Origin of the sequence: Aminobacter sp. UC22_36, from assembly GCF_044056035.1 — a bacterium.
Taxonomy (GTDB): domain Bacteria; phylum Pseudomonadota; class Alphaproteobacteria; order Rhizobiales; family Rhizobiaceae; genus Aminobacter.
The window spans coordinates 3837970-3855852 of the sequence record NZ_CP171996.1; the positions used below are offsets into that span (position 1 = coordinate 3837970).

Annotated in this window: 12 protein-coding genes, 1 tRNA gene and 2 pseudogenes; 8 read left to right on the forward strand and 7 right to left on the reverse strand. The window is 61.8% G+C overall.

Features of this window, described 5'->3' with window-relative positions; translation table 11 throughout:
- Positions 1 to 24: 24 nt before the first annotated feature.
- Positions 25 to 765 carry a L,D-transpeptidase gene (locus ACHMW7_RS22240; RefSeq protein WP_395447625.1) on the forward strand — a complete coding sequence of 247 codons (741 nt, stop codon included), beginning with the start codon at positions 25 to 27 and terminating at the stop codon, positions 763 to 765.
- Between the two features lie 76 nt (positions 766 to 841).
- Here ACHMW7_RS22240 and ACHMW7_RS22245 read toward each other — a convergent pair whose 3' ends face one another.
- The 5 genes from ACHMW7_RS22245 to ACHMW7_RS22265 all read right to left on the reverse strand — a co-directional run bounded on the left by ACHMW7_RS22245 (position 842) and on the right by ACHMW7_RS22265 (position 6251).
- A complete protein-coding gene (locus tag ACHMW7_RS22245) occupies positions 842 to 2395 on the reverse strand; it encodes a helicase HerA-like C-terminal domain-containing protein (protein WP_395447626.1) in 1554 nt (517 codons plus the stop codon).
- A gap of 352 nt (positions 2396 to 2747) precedes the next feature.
- Positions 2748 to 3218, reverse strand: coding sequence for a GreA/GreB family elongation factor (locus ACHMW7_RS22250; protein ID WP_395447627.1), 471 nt, complete (start codon positions 3216 to 3218; stop codon positions 2748 to 2750).
- A 65-nt stretch (positions 3219 to 3283) separates the two neighbouring features.
- Complete coding sequence (locus ACHMW7_RS22255; RefSeq protein ID WP_395447628.1) at positions 3284 to 4288, reverse strand: asparaginase; 1005 nt, start codon at positions 4286 to 4288, stop codon at positions 3284 to 3286.
- A gap of 71 nt (positions 4289 to 4359) precedes the next feature.
- Positions 4360 to 5091 (reverse strand): SDR family NAD(P)-dependent oxidoreductase, encoded by a 732-nt coding sequence (locus ACHMW7_RS22260; RefSeq protein WP_395447629.1) that lies wholly within the window; start codon positions 5089 to 5091, stop codon positions 4360 to 4362.
- Positions 5088 to 6251, reverse strand: a complete 1164-nt coding sequence (locus tag ACHMW7_RS22265; RefSeq protein WP_395447630.1) for an acetyl-CoA acetyltransferase — start codon at positions 6249 to 6251, stop codon at positions 5088 to 5090. Before ACHMW7_RS22265 ends, ACHMW7_RS22260 begins: the two co-directional genes overlap by 4 nt.
- Before the next feature lie 190 nt (positions 6252 to 6441).
- On the opposite strand from ACHMW7_RS22265, the gene betI reads away from it, so the two are divergent.
- The 5 genes and pseudogenes from betI (at position 6442) to betB (ending at position 12725) form a co-directional block, all read left to right on the forward strand.
- Positions 6442 to 7032 carry a transcriptional regulator BetI gene (gene betI, locus ACHMW7_RS22270; protein WP_395447631.1) on the forward strand — a complete coding sequence of 197 codons (591 nt, stop codon included), beginning with the start codon at positions 6442 to 6444 and terminating at the stop codon, positions 7030 to 7032.
- The gene (gene betC / locus ACHMW7_RS22275) at positions 7032 to 8558 is read left to right on the forward strand and encodes a choline-sulfatase (RefSeq protein WP_395447632.1); all 1527 of its coding nucleotides are present in this window, start codon (positions 7032 to 7034) and stop codon (positions 8556 to 8558) included. The genes betI and betC overlap by 1 nt, the downstream gene beginning before the upstream one ends.
- Complete coding sequence (locus ACHMW7_RS22280) at positions 8558 to 9559, forward strand: threonine/serine dehydratase (protein WP_395447633.1); 1002 nt, start codon at positions 8558 to 8560, stop codon at positions 9557 to 9559. The genes betC and ACHMW7_RS22280 overlap by 1 nt, the downstream gene beginning before the upstream one ends.
- Positions 9552 to 11203: pseudogene (betA, locus tag ACHMW7_RS22285) on the forward strand (choline dehydrogenase). The gene ACHMW7_RS22280 and the pseudogene betA overlap by 8 nt, the downstream one beginning before the upstream one ends.
- Positions 11204 to 11261: 58 nt before the next feature.
- Positions 11262 to 12725 carry a betaine-aldehyde dehydrogenase gene (gene betB, locus ACHMW7_RS22290; RefSeq protein WP_395447634.1) on the forward strand — a complete coding sequence of 488 codons (1464 nt, stop codon included), beginning with the start codon at positions 11262 to 11264 and terminating at the stop codon, positions 12723 to 12725.
- A gap of 30 nt (positions 12726 to 12755) precedes the next feature.
- Here betB and ACHMW7_RS22295 read toward each other — a convergent pair whose 3' ends face one another.
- Together ACHMW7_RS22295 and ACHMW7_RS22300 are read right to left on the reverse strand one after the other, a co-directional pair.
- Positions 12756 to 14996 carry a mannose-1-phosphate guanylyltransferase/mannose-6-phosphate isomerase gene (locus ACHMW7_RS22295; RefSeq protein WP_395447635.1) on the reverse strand — a complete coding sequence of 747 codons (2241 nt, stop codon included), beginning with the start codon at positions 14994 to 14996 and terminating at the stop codon, positions 12756 to 12758.
- An 11-nt stretch (positions 14997 to 15007) separates the two neighbouring features.
- Positions 15008 to 16529: pseudogene (locus ACHMW7_RS22300) on the reverse strand (phosphomannomutase/phosphoglucomutase).
- A gap of 203 nt (positions 16530 to 16732) precedes the next feature.
- On the opposite strand from ACHMW7_RS22300, the gene ACHMW7_RS22305 reads away from it, so the two are divergent.
- Positions 16733 to 16810 (forward strand) — tRNA-Pro (locus ACHMW7_RS22305).
- Between the two features lie 407 nt (positions 16811 to 17217).
- Positions 17218 to 17832, forward strand: coding sequence for a TadE/TadG family type IV pilus assembly protein (locus tag ACHMW7_RS22310; protein ID WP_395447636.1), 615 nt, complete (start codon positions 17218 to 17220; stop codon positions 17830 to 17832).
- The last annotated feature ends 51 nt before the right edge of the window (positions 17833 to 17883 follow it).

The window sequence follows — 17883 nt, forward strand, 5'->3', positions numbered from 1 at the left end:
GAACTGGAATCCTAGATCGCAGCCATGCCCACATTCATTGATTCATCCCGCCCCCTCAGCAGGCGCGGCTTTCTCAACCTGGCGGCCGCAGGTGCTGCCACGGCAGCACTTTCCGCCTGCTCGACCGTCAGCGGAGGCGGCCAGTTTGTTGACGCACCGCAGATCGTCCCGCCGACACCAACCATCGACCCGGCCTTTGGCGACTATGTCAGCATGTATGGCCCCGTCAGCGACGAGGGTTATGAGGTTCCCGGCATTCCGATCAAGAAGGTGAAGCCCCAGTTCCTTCGCCAGGTGGTCGCCGATCCGACTGGCGAGCGCCCCGGCACACTCGTCGTCGATACCTCATCGCACTTCCTCTACCTGGTCCGCGAAAATGGCGAAGCGATCCGCTATGGTGTCGGCCTGGGCCGCGCCGGCTTCGCCTGGTCAGGCCGCGCCGTCATCCAGTGGAAGCGCAAGTGGCCGAAGTGGACCCCGCCGGACGACATGATCGGCCGCGATCCGAAGCTTGAGAAATACAGCGTCCGCAATGGTGGCATGGCGCCTGGCCTGAACAATCCGCTCGGCGCGCGTGCGCTCTACATCTTCCAGAACAACGAAGACACGCTCTACCGAGTCCATGGTTCGCCGGAATGGTGGACGATCGGCAAGTCGGTGTCGTCGGGCTGCGTGCGCCTGATGAACCAGGACATCATGGATCTCTACGATCGCGTACCGTCCAAGACGCCGATCCTGGTCACCAACGGCCTCGGCATGGCCTGACCTTGGGCTAACTCACCAACAAAGACGGCGCGTCATCGACGCGCCGTTTTGCTTTGGGCTGTCTGGGACTGGCAGGTCAGAAGCCCTTCTTCAGGCTGCCTAGAATTCCGCGCACCAGCGCACGGCCGACCGACGAGCCGACCGAGCGCACCACCGACTTTAGCGCTGCTTCGGTCACCGTCTGCCGGTTCGAGGTCCGCGGCCTCGGTGCATTGCCGGTGTTGCGGCCGCCGGAAGCCGGTGCGTCATTGCCGAAGCCCGGAATGGTCCAGCCACTGCCGCCGCCGGTGTTCGCCTGCTGCGCCTCTTCCTGGGCCTTTTGCGCCTCGAGCGCCTTTTTCTGCAGCATTTCGAAAGCCGATTCGCGATCGACCGTCTGGTCGTATTGACCAGCAACTGGGCTCTCGTTGATCAGCTTTTGACGCTCCTGCGGGGTGATCGGTCCAAGCCGGGATGCCGGCGGACGGATCAGCGTCCGCTGGACCATGGACGGAACGCCCTTGGCTTCGAGCGTCGACACCAGCGCCTCGCCGGTGGCCAACTGGGTGATTGCCTTGGCGCAATCGAAATCCGGGTTGGGGCGGAACGTATCCGCTGCCGTCTTCACCGCCTTCTGCTCGCGTGGCGTATAGGCACGAAGCGCGTGCTGGACGCGGTTGCCGAGCTGCGCCAGCACGGTTTCGGGCACGTCGAGCGGGTTCTGGGTGACGAAATAGACGCCGACGCCCTTCGAGCGGATCAGGCGCACGACCTGCTCGACACGGTCGACGACGATCTTCGGTGCTTCGTCAAACAGCAGATGGGCCTCGTCGAAGAAGAACACCAGCTTCGGCTTGTCGGGGTCGCCGATTTCCGGCAGCACTTCGAACAGCTCGGAAAGCAGCCAGAGCAGGAAGGTCGCGTAAAGCCGCGGGTTCATCATCAACTTGTCGGCGGCAAGCACGTTGATGGCGCCACGACCGTCACGCGTGGTGCGCATGATGTCGGCGATCTTCAGTGCCGGTTCGCCGAAGAAATGGTCACCGCCCTGCTGTTCCAGCACCAGCAGCGAACGCTGGATCGCACCGACCGACGGCCGCGTGACATTGCCATAGCGCGCGCCGATTTCTTCGGCACGCTCAGCGATGTTTGCCAGCAACGACTGCAAATCCTTCATGTCGAGGAGCAGAAGCCCTTCTTCATCGGCAATGCGGAAGGCGATGTTCAACACGCCTTCCTGTGCGTCGGTGAGGTTCATCAGCCGCGAAAGCAGCAGCGGACCCATCTCCGAGACGGTTGCGCGGATCGGATGCCCCTGTTCGCCAAACAGGTCCCAGAAGATCACCGGAAATTCCTGGAACTCATATGGATCGAGCTTGATCGCCTGGGCCCGCGCGGTGAGGAAATCCTTGGCCTCGCCCATCATGGCGATGCCCGAGAGGTCGCCCTTGATGTCGGCGCAAAACACCGGAACGCCGGCGTTCGAAAATCCCTCGGCGAGAATCTGCAGCGTCACCGTCTTGCCGGTACCCGTTGCACCGGTAACCAGACCGTGGCGGTTGCCGTACTTCAGCAGCAACTCTTCCGGTCGTTGATAGCTATCGTCCGGCTTGCGGCTGGCACCAATGAAAATGCTCTCGTCCTGCGCCATAGGCCGACTCTCCGGCAATGCTCTGTCACGACCGCATCTGCAGTCAAACGAAAGGTATAGTGGCGGCTTTGCGGTGCGACAATGGCGGTCGCCAAAATGAGATGAACTTGCAGACCAGCAACCGCTCACGCACCTGGAAAGCCATTCGCGCTAGCCTTGGATCGCCGCGCCTCACCGAAGATGGCAACAAATCGCCAAGAACCATCCATTTGTCGACGGCGACAAATGAACGGCATTTGCCGCAGAACGGCTTAAGTGTCGAAGCATCATAACAGGACGCCATCCAGTTCGTGCTGATGGTCGCAGCCGGTGCCACGGCCTTCTTCCGCGATCACACGGGTCCGATCCAAGCCTAGCTGCCGAGCTCGACGATTTCCCACTCATGGCCATTGACCGAGGCTAGGTCGCCGACGGACTTGCCAAACAGCGCTATCGCCATGGGCGAGGCATGGGAGATACGGCCCTTGGCTGCGTCAGCCTCGTCCTCGCCAACGATCTGCCAGACGTTGCGCTTGCCATTGTCATCCTCGACGATGACCTTCATGCCGAAGCGAACAACTGTGCTGTCGGGCTCGGGAATGGAAACTTCGGCGGTTTCACGCCGTGACTGCCAATAGCGCAGGTCGCGCGACACAGTCGCGATGCGCTCTCGATCCGCGTCGGCCTCAGCCTTGGCCAGATCCTCGCGCAGGCTCGCAAGCTGGGTCTCGATATGAACCAGCCCCTGCTCGGTTACCAGGTTTCGCGACGCGCTGACCGGCCGCTCGCCAATGTCGGCGATTACGTTTTCGCTATCGTCTTCGCGGGTAAAAGCTCTGCTCATCAATCGAACCTAGGTGTTCGCTGCATGGATAACAAGCCAGCCAGGCTGACCCGCCCTTTGCGCCCTCAGCCGAATGCAGCGCTGGGCCGAAGCGACGCAACTTCAATGCCGTTCCAGTTTTTGAGCACAGGATTGGCAGCCTTGATCATGCTACCCGCCAGCACTTCGTCATCAGCCAGGAGCCTGGCCAGGACCGCCGCGATCATGATCTCGGCCGCCCTGCCCGCGCCGTCGTCGCATTTGAGCGCGATGCCAAGCCCGAGTTCGGGCACAGCCGCGCAGAAAACGCCTTCGGCGCCAACCTTGACGAAGATCCGTCCGGGTGCAGTCTGCATCAACTCCGTATCGGCCCTATCGGTTCCCGCGACCAGAAAAGGTTCGGCCATGCAGGCTGACATCAGCCGGCGCGCCGCCTTTGCCCTCGCCTCTCCAAGGCTATTTCCAGTGACCATCCGCGCAAAGCCAACGGCAAGGTTTTGCAGCGGCACCGCAAAGGTCGGGATCGAACAGCCGTCCGTGCCGCGATTGTCGTCGCTGTGGCGAGCCCCGGTCACGGCTTCCATCGTTTCGCGGATCATCTGCTGGAAACGATGTTCCGGCCTGACGTAACCCTGATGGGCGATACCAAGATGGCGGCAGGTGCAGACGAAAGCCGAGTGCTTGCCCGAACAATTGTTGTGAAGCGCACTTGGCGACGCGCCATTGCGCGCCAGCGCGATCGTGGCAGCATGGCTCGAGGGCCAGTGCGCGCCGCACTCCAACGCATCGACTTCAAGGCCGGCCTTGGCCAGCATGGCGTTGGCGAGTTTGGCATGCGCCTCTTCACCGGAATGCGACGAGCAGGCAAGGGCCAGTTCGCGATCGCCGAAGCCATAAGCGTCAGCCGCGCCGCTCTCGACAAAGGGCAGTGCCTGGATCGCCTTGACGGCCGAGCGCGGGAACACTGGTTGTTGCGTGTCACCGATTGACCAAACCTGCTTGCCAACGCTGTCAACGACGGCCACCGCGCCACGATGCACACTTTCAACGAGGTCGCCGCGCAGCACCTCTACAAGAACCGGATTTGTCATTGTTAACGAGCCTTCATGCGCTTGCGGACGATTTTGCCGGGCATGCCACCTGCCACACTAGCAGTGCAGCATCATGCCCTATCTCCCGATAGCGCGGCGGCAAGGAATCCGCCATCCACCGCAAGTGTATGGCCGTTGATATAACTCGCTTCGGGGGAGAGCAGGAAGGCGACCGCGGCGGCTATTTCTTCCGGCTCGGCATAACGTCCCTGCGGCATCAGGCGCGGTGCGATCCCACCGCCATTGGCTGATGCCTCGATCTCGGTCGGCCCGGCTGCAACGGCGTTGACACGAACACCGCGATTGCCAACCTCCAGCGCCAGCACCTCGGCCATCAGCTTGAGCCCGGCCTGCGATGCGGCAACGGCAAGCCTGCCACGATGGGCGCGCATGCCAGCGACCGAACCGACATTGACGATGGACAAGGAAGCGCCCATCCGCTCGAGCGCGGCACGTGCTGCAATGAACGGCCCAACCAGGTTGATGTCGAGCGCTTCGCGTAACATTTCAGCGCTGGTATCTTCGGCACTTGCATGGCGGTCGAAGCTGGGCACGGCCACCAACCCGCCGACGAGGCCGAGACTATCCACCACCTGGTCGAAAGCTTCGGCGACATTGTCCTCGTCGGTCGGATCGGCTTCGATGAAGACGACATCGTCATTGTCGATAACGTCTGCCGCCGCGGCAAGGGCCGCGGCATCGCCATCGATGATTGCCACCGGCCAGCCATCGGCAACCAGGCGTTCGGCCACAGCAAGGCCGATGCCCGACGCACCGCCGATGACGACGGCCGATTGCCTCATCTGATACGGTCCAGGATCGACACGTAGTTGGCGACCGCAGCCCCACCCATGTTGAAGATGCCGCCGAGCTTGGCGTCCTTGACCTGGATGCCGCCGGCCTCACCGGTAAGCTGCATGGCGGTCAGCACGTGCATCGAAACGCCGGTCGCACCGATCGGATGCCCCTTCGACTTGAGACCGCCGGAGGGATTGACCGGCAAGCGTCCGTCCTTGGCTGTGATGCCTTCCGTGGCGATCCGGGCGCCCTCGCCGCGTGGCGCAAGTCCCATGGCCTCGTACTCGATCAGCTCGGCAATGGTGAAACAGTCATGCGTCTCGACGAAAGACAGATCGTCGAGGGCCACGCCCGCCGACTTCAGCGCCTTGTTCCATGCAACCTCGCAGCCTTCGAACTGCAGGATGTCGCGCTTCGACATCGGCAGGAAATCCTGGACGTGCTCGTTGGCACGGAAGGCGACGGCGCGGCGCATGCGCAATGCCGTCGTGCTGTCGGTCAGGACGAGCGCTGCGGCCCCGTCAGACACCAGCGAGCAGTCGGTGCGCTTCAAAGGTCCGGCGACAAACGGGTTCTTCTCGCTTTCCTGGCGGCAGAAATCGAAGCCGAAATCCTTGCGCATCTGGGCATAAGGATTGTCGACGCCGTTCTTGTGGTTCTTTGCGGCAATCATCGCCAACGCATCCGACTGGTCGCCATAGCGCTGAAAATAGGCTTGCGCGATCTTGCCGAAGACGCCGGCGAAGCCGGCTGGCGTGTCGCCGTCTTCAGGCAAATACGATGCCTTGAGCAGGTTCTTGCCGATTTCAGGCCCTGGCGTCGTCGTCATCTGTTCGGCGCCAACCACCAGCACGATGCGCGAGCCGGTGTTCACGGCGCGGATGCCCTGTCGCACGGCTGCCGAACCGGTAGCACAGGCATTTTCGACGCGTGTCGCCGGCTTGAAGCGCAGCCGGTCGTCGGCCTGCAGCACTAGGCTGGCGGTGAAATCCTGGGCGGAGAAACCTGCATTGAAGTGGCCGAGCACGATTTCGTCGACGTCATCAGGACCAATGCCGGCATGCTCGAGCGCCTCGCTGGCAACCTTAGTGATCAGGCTTTCCAGCGTTTCGCCTTCAAGCTTGCCGAAGCGCGAATGCGCCCAGCCAACGATGCATGCGGTCATCACTGCCTCCAATCGCAGGGCGCATGTTGCGCCATTTCAGGGGTGAATCCAACGCCCCTATTAAGTTCAATATTGAACAAATCTCAACCAGTTTCAATGTCGTTCAACGTCGGAAATGGGGTATTACGCGGCGGAGTTTTTATTGATTGATGCGTCAATTAAAAATAGATTTGCCGGTGGAGGTTGCTGAATGCCCAAGGTCGGAATGGAACCATTGCGCCGCAAAGCGCTGATCGACGCGACGATCTCGGCGATCGGCGAGCGTGGCACGCTTGACGTGACAATGTCCGAGATCGCCGGACGTGCCGGCGTGTCCTCTGCGCTTGCCCACCACTATTTCGGCGCCAAGGAAGACCTGCTCGAAGCAACCATGCGCTATCAGCTGACGGAGTTGAATGCCGACGCCCGCATGGCACTCAAGTCAAGCATGACCGCACGGGCACGTGTTTCGGCCATCATCGCCGTCAATTTCTCCGAAAAGCAGTTCCAGCCCGAGACCATTGCCGCCTGGCTGGCATTCTATGTCGAGGCGCAGAAATCGCCCGCGCTGCGCCGCCTGCTGAAGGTTTACGCGCGCCGCCTTCATTCCAATCTGATGAGCGGACTTGCCGCCCTTCTGCCGCGCTCCGAGGCCGAGCGGGTCGCCGAAACCACCGCCGCGCTGATCGATGGCTTCTACATTCGCCGGGCCCTCAAGGACGGCGTGCCGGATGCGGCGACGGCCGCAGCGCTGATCGAGGACTATCTCGAAGCCAAGCTCAAGCACGCGAAGGTCTTGTGATGACCGAGAGGCCCAACATCCTGATCGTCATGGTCGACCAGTTGGCGGGGACGCTGTTCCCGGATGGCCCAGCCGATTTCCTGCACGCCCCACATCTCAGGGCGCTGACCGCGCGGTCGGCACGGTTCAGGAACAACTACACCGCCTCGCCGCTTTGCGCGCCGGGGCGTGCCGCCTTCATGAGCGGGCAGTTGCCGTCGCGCACCGGCGTGTATGACAACGCCGCCGAATTCGCTTCGTCGATCCCAACCTACGCGCACCACCTGCGCGCTGCCGGCTACCACACCTGCCTGTCAGGAAAGATGCACTTCGTCGGTCCCGACCAGTTGCACGGCTTCGAGGAGCGGCTGACCACCGACATCTATCCGGCCGACTTCGGCTGGACGCCTGATTATCGCAAGCCTGGCGAACGCATCGACTGGTGGTATCACAATCTTGGCTCGGCCGCCGGTGCCGGTATCGCCGAGACCTCGAACCAGATGGAATATGACGACGAGGTCGCCTTCCACGCCATCCAGAAGCTCTACGACTTCGCCCGTGTCTCCGATCAGGCGGAGCGGCGGCCGTGGTGCCTCACCGTTTCCTTCACCCATCCGCACGACCCCTATGTCGCGCGGCGTCAATATTGGGACCTCTACGAGAATTGCCCGGCGCTCGACCCGGAAGTCGGCTTCATTCCCGCCGAGCAGCAGGACCCGCATTCGCAGCGGCTCTATCTCGCCAGCGACTATGCCAGCTTCGACATCAGTGCCGAGCAGGTGCGCCGTTCCAGGCGCGGCTACTTCGCCAACATCTCCTACCTCGACGACAAGGTCGGCGAACTGGTCTCGGTGCTCGAACGGACCCGGATGCTCGACGACACGATCATCCTGTTTTGCTCCGACCACGGCGATATGCTCGGCGAGCGCGGCTTGTGGTTCAAGATGTGCTTCTTCGAAGGATCGGCGCGCGTGCCGCTGATGATGTCGGGCAAGGGTGTTCCCGCCGGGCTGATCGATACGCCGACCTCCAATCTCGACGTGGCACCGACACTGTGCGACCTCGCCGGCATCGACCTTTCTGCAATCATGCCATGGACGGACGGCCAATCGCTCGTCCCGCTGGTCAATGGTGTGCACCGCACCACACCCGTCCTGATGGAATATGCCGCCGAGGGTTCCTACGCTCCGCTGGTCGGCATCCGCGAGGGCCGTTTCAAGTTCGTCCATTGCGAGATCGACCCGCCGCAACTGTTTGATCTGGAATCGGATCCGCTCGAGCGCATCAACCTCGCCACCGATCCGTCCCATGCCAATCTGATCGCTGACTTCACGGCCAAAGTGCGAGCACGATGGGACATGGCAGCCTTCGACGCCGCAGTGCGCGAGAGCCAGGCGCGCCGCTGGGTCGTCTATCCCGCGCTGCGCAACGGCGCCTACTACCCATGGGAATTCCAGCCGCTGCAAAAGGCTTCCGAGCGCTACATGCGCAACCACATGGATCTCAATGTGCTCGAAGACAACAAGCGGTTTCCGCGAGGCGAATGATGACAAAGACGACGGTTCCGACGCTCGATCACCTCAGGCGGGCATATGCTGAAACGTCCCGCGCAACGCAGCTCACCCCGCTGCTGGAGTCGGCGGCATTGGCGCGTGAGACCGGTGCTGCGCGCGTCTTCGTCAAGGCGGAGTCGCTGCAATGGGCAGGCTCGTTCAAGGCACGCGGTGCCTATTGGCGTTTGAAGACTCTGTCGACTGAAGAAGCGCGACGCGGCGTTGTCGCCTACTCTTCAGGCAACTTCGCCCAAGGGCTTGCCGCTGCCGGGCAGGCGCTCGGCATCCCGGTCACCATCGTCATGCCGATCGACGCGCCTGCTGCCAAGCGCGAGGCGACCAAGGGGTATGGCGCGCGCGTCGTGCTCACCGACCACGGCGAGCGCGCCCGCGAGGAGGTTGCCTCCGCCAGGGCGCGCGAGATTTCACAGACCGAAGACCTTGTTCTTCTCCATCCCTTCGACGATCCCGAAATCGTCGCTGGACAGGCGGGTGCCGGGCTTGAAGCGCTCGACCAGCTTGCCGCCAAGAGTGTTGGCGCCGACATCGTGCTTTGTCCGGTGGGCGGCGGCGGACTGATCGGCGGCGTTGCGCTGTCGTTTCACTACCTGTCGCCGCAAACGCAGGTCTTTGCCGTCGAGCCGGAAGGCTTCAACGGCTTGGGCACCTCGCTGGCTCATGGCGCCCAGGAGACAATGCCGCTCGGCCCCAAGTCGATTTGCGACGGCTTGATGGCACGCCGGCCTGGCGATGCTCCTTATGCCGCCGTCATGGCCGCGAATGTGCGCGGCCTCACCGTTGACGACGCAGCCGTCCGGCGCGCCATGAAAGTGGCGTTCGAGCGACTGAAGCTCGTACTTGAACCCTCCGGCGCCTCATCGCTCGCCGCCTTGCTGGAAAACAAGGTCGATGTGTCAGGCAAGACCGTCCTCCTCGTTGCCACCGGCGGCAATGTCTCGCTCGCCGATTTCATGGTCCATGTGAACAATGCTTGAAGCAGATTACGTCATCATCGGCTCCGGCTCGGCCGGCGCGGCCATGGCCTACCGCCTGTCCGAGGACGGCAAGAATTCAGTGATCGTCATCGAATATGGCGGCACCGATTTCGGCCCGCTGATCCAGATGCCATCGGCGCTGTCGATCCCGCTCAACATGAGCCGCTACGACTGGGGTTACTCCAGCGAGCCGAACCGCATCTTGGCGGGCGCGTACTCGCGACCCCGCGCGGAAAAGTGCTTGGCGGCTCGTCCTCGATCAACGGCATGGTCTATGTCAGGGGCCACGCCCACGACTTCGACCATTGGGCCGAACAGGGTGCCGCCGGCTGGGGTTATGCCGACGTGCTGCCCTACTTCAAGCGCATGGAGCATGTCAGCGGCGGCGAAGATGGCTGGCGCGGCACGTCAGGCCCGCTCAACGTGCAGCGTGGCCCGCGCAAGAACCCGCTCTACCAAGCCTTCGTCGAAGCCGGCGAGCAGGCTGGATTCGAACTCACCGACGACTACAACGGCTCCAAGCAGGAAGGCTTCGGCGCCATGGAGCAGACCATCCACGGCGGTCGCCGCTGGTCGGTGGCCAACGCCTATCTCAGGCCTGCCCTGAAACGCGGAAATGTCCGTCTCGTCAATGGCTTCGCCCGGCGTGTGGTGATCGAGAATCAACGCGCGGTCGGCGTTGAGATCGAAGCTCGCAGAAAGATTCAGGTCGTTAAGGCACGACGTGAAGTGATCGTCGCTGCCTCCTCGATCAACTCGCCCAAGCTGCTGATGCTGTCCGGCATCGGCCCTGCGGCCCAGCTCAAGGCGCATGGTATCGATGTCGTCGCTGACCGGCGTGGCGTCGGCCAGAACCTGCAAGACCATATGGAGCTCTACATCCAGCAGGAGGCGACCCAGCCGATCACCTTGCACTCGGTCTTCAACCCGTTCTCCAAGGCGCTGATCGGTGCCGAATGGCTGTTTTTCAAGACCGGCCTTGGCGCCACCAATCATTTCGAGGCAGCCGCCTTCGTGCGCTCGAAAGCCGGCGTCGACTACCCCGACATCCAGTTCCATTTCCTGCCAGCAGCTGTACGTTATGACGGCAAGGCAGCGGCCAAGTCGCATGGCTTCCAGGCTCATGTCGGACCGATGCGGTCGAAGTCGCGCGGTGCGGTCACGCTGCGTTCGAACGATCCGTGGGCGAAGCCGGAAATCCGCTTCAACTACATGTCCCATCCCGACGACTGGGAGGACTTCCGCCACTGCATCCGGCTAACCCGCGAGATCTTTGCGCAATCGGCGTTCGACCCGTTCCGCGGCCGCGAGATTTCACCGGGCAAGGACGTTGCCAGCGACGAACAGCTCGACGCCTTCATACGCGAGCACTCCGAAAGCGCCTATCATCCCTGCGGCACCTGCCGCATGGGCCGCGCCGACGATCCGACGAGCGTCGTCGATCCCGAATGCCGTGTCATCGGCGTCGATGGTCTACGGGTCGCCGATTCCTCGATCTTCCCGCGCGTGACCAACGGCAACCTCAACGGCCCCTCGATCATGACTGGCGAAAAGGCTGCCGACCACATCCTTGGCCGCACACCGCTCGCCCCATCCAACCAGGAACCCTGGATCAATCCGCGCTGGCAGGTCTCAGACAGATAGAGCATCATCCGGCCCGACCGGATATGACCGCCACGACATACCAAACTGGAGCAGACGCATGCGCGCCCAACCCAAAGCTTCGCACTATGTAAATGGCCGCTTCGTCGACGATGAACGCGGCGCGGCGATCCCGGTCATCTACCCCGCGACAGGCGAAATCATCGCCTCGCTGCACTCAGCCACCGCCAACATCGTCGAACTGGCCGTCGAGGCTGCCCGCGAAGCACAGCCGGCCTGGGCGCGGCTGAAGCCGGTCGAGCGCGGTCGCATCCTGCGCCGTGCAGCCGACATCCTGCGTACCCGCAACGCCGAGCTTTCGCGGCTGGAAACGCTCGACACCGGCAAACCGATCCAGGAAACGCTTGTGGCGGACGCCGCTTCGGCCGCCGACAGTCTTGAGTATTTCGCCGGCGCTATCGCCGCCTTCAATGGCGAATATGTCGATCTCGGCGGTCCCTTCGCCTACACCAAGCGCCAGGCGCTCGGCGTCTGCGTCGGCATCGGCGCGTGGAACTATCCGATCCAGGTTGCCGGTTGGAAATCCGCACCAGCGCTCGCCATGGGCAACGCCATGGTGTTCAAGCCGTCCGAAAACACGCCGCTCTCAGCACTGGCGCTGGCCGAGGTCTATTCAGAAGCGGGCCTGCCTGACGGTCTGTTCAACGTCGTCCAGGGTTACGGCGACGTCGGTGCCGTCCTTGCGTCGCATGAGGCGGTCGACAAGATCTCGCTCACCGGCTCGGTGCCGACGGGCAAGAAGGTGCTGGCGCTCGCCGGCTCGCACATGAAGCACGCGACGATGGAGCTCGGCGGCAAGTCGCCGATCATCGTCTTCGACGACGCCGACCTCGAAAACGCCATCGGCGGCGCGATGCTCGGCAACTTCTATTCGACGGGTCAGGTCTGCTCCAACGGCACCCGGGTGTTTGTCCAGAAGGGCCTGCACGACCGCTTTGTCGAACGCCTCGTCGAACGCACCAAGACCATCCGCATCGGCGACCCGCTCGATCCGGAGACCCAGATGGGGCCGCTCGTCAACAAGTCGCAGCACGACAAGGTCACCGACTATATCGCTGTCGGCAAAGCCGAAGGTGCAACGCTGCAGACCGGTGGTGGCGTGCCTTCGCTGCAGGGTTTCGAAGGTGGTTTTTTTGTCGAGCCGACGGTCTTCACCGGCGTCACCGATAATATGCGCATCGCCCGCGAAGAGATCTTCGGCCCAGTGATGAGCGTGTTGTGCTTCGGCAGCGAAGAAGAGGTCGTTGCGCGTGCCAACGACACCGAATTCGGCCTCGCCGCCGGCGTCTTCACCAAGAATCTGCCGCGCGCCCATCGCGTTATCGCCGAACTACAGGCCGGCACCTGTTGGATCAACACCTACAACCTGACGCCGGTGGAACTGCCGTTCGGCGGCTTCAAGCAGTCGGGTATCGGTCGCGAAAACTCGCTCGCCGCCCTCCAGCACTACTCCCAGCTCAAGTCGGTCTATGTCGAGACCGGCGACGTGGCGAGCCCCTACTGACCTCTCAACTGAGCCGGTTAGGCTGCCGGCTCAGTTGGCAAACTCTTCGGTCTTGTCGAGATACTGCGTCAACGCGGTCACCAGGTGATAGAAGATGCTGGCCGGGACTTCCTTGGCCAGCGAGCGTCCGCGCTCGTCGATCTGGTCGATCCACAACCCTTGTGGCGCCGGATCGATGTGCCAGCGGAACAGGCGGCCGACTCGCGCCTCGATCTCGGGCTTGAGGTCAGGCCCACCAGTGCCGTCGAGGGCGACAGCAGCCTTGATGGCTTCGGTCTGCGGCCAGCTGCGCGAGATATTGTCGAGAGGCAGGCCCTGCCGCGACACGGCGCCGTAGGCGAGACCGGTTGCCCTGTTGAGGCCGTTGGCGACGGCCGAAGCGTAGAGCTTGCGGCCGTAGGCGACCAGATCCTTCTGGCCACTCTTGTCGGCGAAGTCGACCAGCAATGACGCCCATTCGAAGTGGTGTCCAGGCTCCGTCCACTGACCCTTTTCACCAGCGGCAGGACGCCAGTCGCGGTCAAAAAACTCGCCAAGCGTCCAGCTGTCGACTTCGAAGAAATGGCTACGGAACAGGTCAATGATGCGCGCAGCACGGCGCAGATAGGCACGGTCGCCCGTCACCGCGTGCCAGGCGAGAAACGCTTCAAGCAGGTGCATATGGGGGTTGGAGCGGCGCACGCCCTCTCCATCGGGGCTTTCCATGAAGCCGGTCATGCGCTCGTCCTCAAGATGCTGGTCGAGGAAAGCGAATGTTTCGGTGGCTAGCCCCAGAGCTTCGGCGTTACCCGAGCGATGGGCATGGGCAAGTGCCAGAAGCACACAGGCATGGTCGTATGCGTCTTCAACGGCGTCCAGGACACTGCCGTCGGGGTTCAAGGTGCGGACCCAGCCGCCGCGTTCGGTACGGCCCTTGTCGGCCATGAAGCGGATGCCATGGTCGATCAGCGCATCGGCCCTGCCGTCCCAACCGCGCTGCTTGGCGACAGAGAAGGCATAGACCTGCCGCGCCATGGTGCGCATGCGTTTCGGCTTGCTGAGTGGTCGTGCGTCGAAGCCAAGCGCTTCGTGGAAACCGCCAAACTGATCGTCGACACCAACAGTCGACCACAGCGGCAGTGTTTCCTCCATCAGCCAATGCTGGACACGACGGCGCCATGAACCGTTGGCCAGCACGCGACCGTGCGCGGGCGTGAACTTCGTCTCAAGGCGGCCGCTCTTTTCGAGCTGTTCGACGATCTTCTTGACGTTCTGGCTATGGCTGACCGGCGCAACGAAGGTCGCGTCCGAGGTCGAAACGATCGCCACATCCTTCAACCCGATTGCCGACAGCAGCCGACCTTCGCCGCGCAAATAGGAATTCTCGCAATCGATGGCGACGACGTCGCCCACGATCACGTTGCCATTCTTGTCGGAGGGGCTGACATCGAGCAGCGACTGCCACGAACCGAGATCGTTCCAGCGGAAGCTCGCCGGCACCATGGCAATGCCGCTGGTGCGCTCCATGATCGCGTAGTCGATCGAAATCGACGGAATGGCCGAATAGAGCTCGAGCGGCATGTAGACGCCGGAAAGATCGCTGGTCGCCGCCGCGAACGCGGCTTCGGCCTTCTGCCAGATTTCAGTCTGGTGCTTGAGGAAGGCGTCGCGCATGGCGCTCGCCTTGAACAGGAAGATACCGGCATTCCAAAAGAAGTTGCCAGCAGCAAGGTAGGCTTCGGCGGTCGCAAGGTCAGGCTTTTCGACAAAGCGGGTGACGTCGGCGACATCGCCGCTTTCGCCCCCTGCCTCGATATAGCCGTAGCCGGTCTCCGGCGTCGCCGGCTTGATGCCAAACACGACAAGGCGCCCCGCATCTGCTGCGGGCACGCCGCGCTCGACCGTGTCCCAGAACTGGCGCTGGGTCGAAATCTCGTGGTCCGAAGGCACCACGAGCACGATGCCGTCGCCGTAAGCCTTGATCGTCTGCAATGCGGCGATTGCCACGGCCGCTGCCGTGTTGCGGCCGGTCGGCTCGAAGATTGCACCGCCACCTGAGAGGTCGATTGCCGCGAGGTCGGCACGGACGCGAGCCGCATGGCGTTCGGAGGCGATCAGATAGATCGGTGTCTCACCCTCGTCGCGTGCAGCCAGGCGCTTCAGCGTCTTGACCAGCATCGAACCGTCGCCAGCGAGGTCATGAAACTGCTTGGGATTGTCCTCGCGCGACAATGGCCATAGCCGCGAGCCGACACCGCCGCTCATGACAAAACTGACGATCCTTTCAGCCATGCCCGCCCCTCTCAAAATGTCTGGTTGTAGGCGCCGACCGACGGATTGCGTCTCAGCACCTCATCCACACCTTCAAACATCTCACGTCGGCGTTCCGAAGACACAGGGCTTTCGACAACCACCACCAGTTCCGGCTTGTTGGAAGAGGCCCGCACCAGGCCCCATGTGCCGTCTTCGGCCACGACACGCACACCGTTGACGGTGATCAGATCGACAATCTTCTGGCCGGCGAAGATTTCACCGTCGCGTTTCATCGCCTCGAAGTCGGCGACCACTTTGTCGACGACGCCGTATTTCAACTCGTCGTCGCAATGCGGCGACATTGTCGGCGTGCCGTAGGTCAAGGGTAGCGCGCGATAGAGATCGGCCATCGACTTGCCGGGATTGCGGTCGAGCATCTGGCAAACGGCAATTGCAGTGACGATACCATCATCATAGCCGCGTCCGATCGGCGGATTGAAGAAGAAATGGCCGGACTTTTCGAAACCGGCGATAGCGCCGAGTTCGGCGACACGGCGCTTGAGATAGGAGTGGCCGGTCTTCCAGTAATCGGTCCTGGCACCGTTTGCGGCGAGGACCGTGTCGGTATTGAACAGGCCGGTCGACTTCACGTCGACGACAAAGGTGGAGTTCGGGTGGAGCGCCGAGATGTCACGCGCGAGCATGACGCCGACCTTGTCGGCGAATATCTCATTGCCCTCATTGTCGACGACGCCGCAGCGATCACCGTCGCCGTCAAAACCAAGGCCGACATCGGCACCCGTCTCCAGCACCTTGTCCCTGATGGCATGCAACATCTGCATGTCCTCGGGGTTCGGGTTGTAGCGCGGGAACGAATGGTCAAGCTCGACATCGAGCGGAATGACCTCGCAGCCGATGCGCTCCAGCGCCTCCGGCGCGAACGCGCCGGCCGTGCCGTTGCCACAGGCGGCAACCACCCCGCAGCTTGCGGCCGATGCGTTTGCCGGCAACCAGATCGTCGAGATAGGTCTTGCGGAAATCCAGGACGAATTCGTAGGAGCCGCCACCGATCAACTCGAAATCGCCATCGAGCACGATCGCCTTGAGCGCCGACATTTCATCTGGCCCGAAAGTCAAAGGCCGCGCGGCGCCCATCTTGACTCCGGTCCAGCCATTTTCGTTGTGCGAAGCTGTCACCATGGCGACCGATGCCGTATCGAGCGCGAACTGAGCGAAATAGGCCATCGGCGACAGCGCAAGACCGATGTCCTTGACGCGTGCGCCAGCCGCCATCAGCCCCGAAACCAGCGCCAGCTTGATCGACATCGAGTAGGAACGGAAATCATGCCCGACAACGATGTCAGGCCCTGCACCGAGACGCCGGATCAACGTGCCAATGCCCATGCCCAGCGCCTGGACGCCGATCAGGTTGAGCTCCGGCTCCTTGGTCGAATCCGGATGCCCAAACCACCAGCGCGCGTCGTACTCGCGAAAGCCGGTCGGCTTGACCAGGGCGCGCGTCTCGAATTCGAACGTATTGGGAGATGCTTGGGCAACAGGCTTGATATTCACGACTGCACTCCGGCGCGCCAAAGCCGCGCATAAATTCTATTCGGGATCGAATACCGCAAGATTGAGGCAGTGTCCCCTCCCGCCGTACAGGAACAAAGCCGAAAAAGCTCAACAAGATAACTCACTTGCGAAAAATTGCGCCAGTCAATCCTTTGCCGCTTGCAGGAACCAGAACCGGCAGCTATAAGCCCGCCCACTGGTCACGGAGTGTAGCGCAGCCTGGTAGCGCACATCGTTCGGGACGATGGGGTCGGCAGGTTCGAATCCTGCCACTCCGACCAGAAAATCCCGAAATCTCAAGTCTTTAAGCCTGGCGACAGGCGCTAGCCTTTTCTTGTGCTGGGTAACCTGTCGCGACAGCCAGTCAACGTCCGTGCTCATCTTAAGCAACGTTTCGCAATGGGCGTCTACAGGCTCATGCAGCGGCATCGAGAGTTGCGGTTTTCTTGCTGCTCCGGAGTAGACACTTTTCACGACGGCGCGAATTCTAACAACAACGACGATTCTCATACATTTCGCAGAATATTTTAAACGAATTTTAATATTCGAATTGAGCCTTTCTTGGTCATTTTCCACATCGAGGCGGCATATTAGCAAATCGATAATCTTCTGAGGCCACTCTGGCGTTGATCTTGTTCAACTCTGATCAGCGGGACAAAGATCTTGGCAGAAGCCAAACAGGTGGCATATGATTGAGCATAAATACTTTGCATGCATACAATATTTCCAAGGACTTTCAGCCTTTGCGGCGAGCAAGAACCCAAGGGTGCGACGTGCGTCCCGCCAGCGTCACAAACTAGGAGCAGACGGATCCGAGCCCTTTGCTGAACGGATCGGCTTCCTACGCAGATGGGATAGACCTCTGCGTCGTGTTCGCCCACCTGATTCCAGCCGTTTTCTTCACTCTAACTCCGGCACATCGGCAATCGAATTTGCAATTGTCGCGCCGATCTTCATCCTTCTTGTCTTTGGGATGATTGCATACGGCATTTACTTCGGCGCCCTGCATTCCGTCCAGCAGATGGCAGCCGACGCAGCCCGAACCGCGATCGGCGGGCTCAATGAGACCGAGCGCAAGACGCTTGCGCAAAGATACATCGATCTCAATGCCGACGGTTACGTCCTTATCGACAAGACAAAGCTGACAGTCGACGTCAAAGACAATGTCAACGACAGCGAGCAATTCGTTGTCTCGTTGAGCTACGACGCCCGCCAGCTTCCGATCTGGAACCTGCTTCCGATGCTTCCAATGCCGGAGCAGACCATAAAGCGCACTTCGACAATTCGGGTGGGGGGCATCTGAATGTTTTCGACTGTTCTCAACAAGCTACGCAGTTTCCGCGGCTCGAGAAAA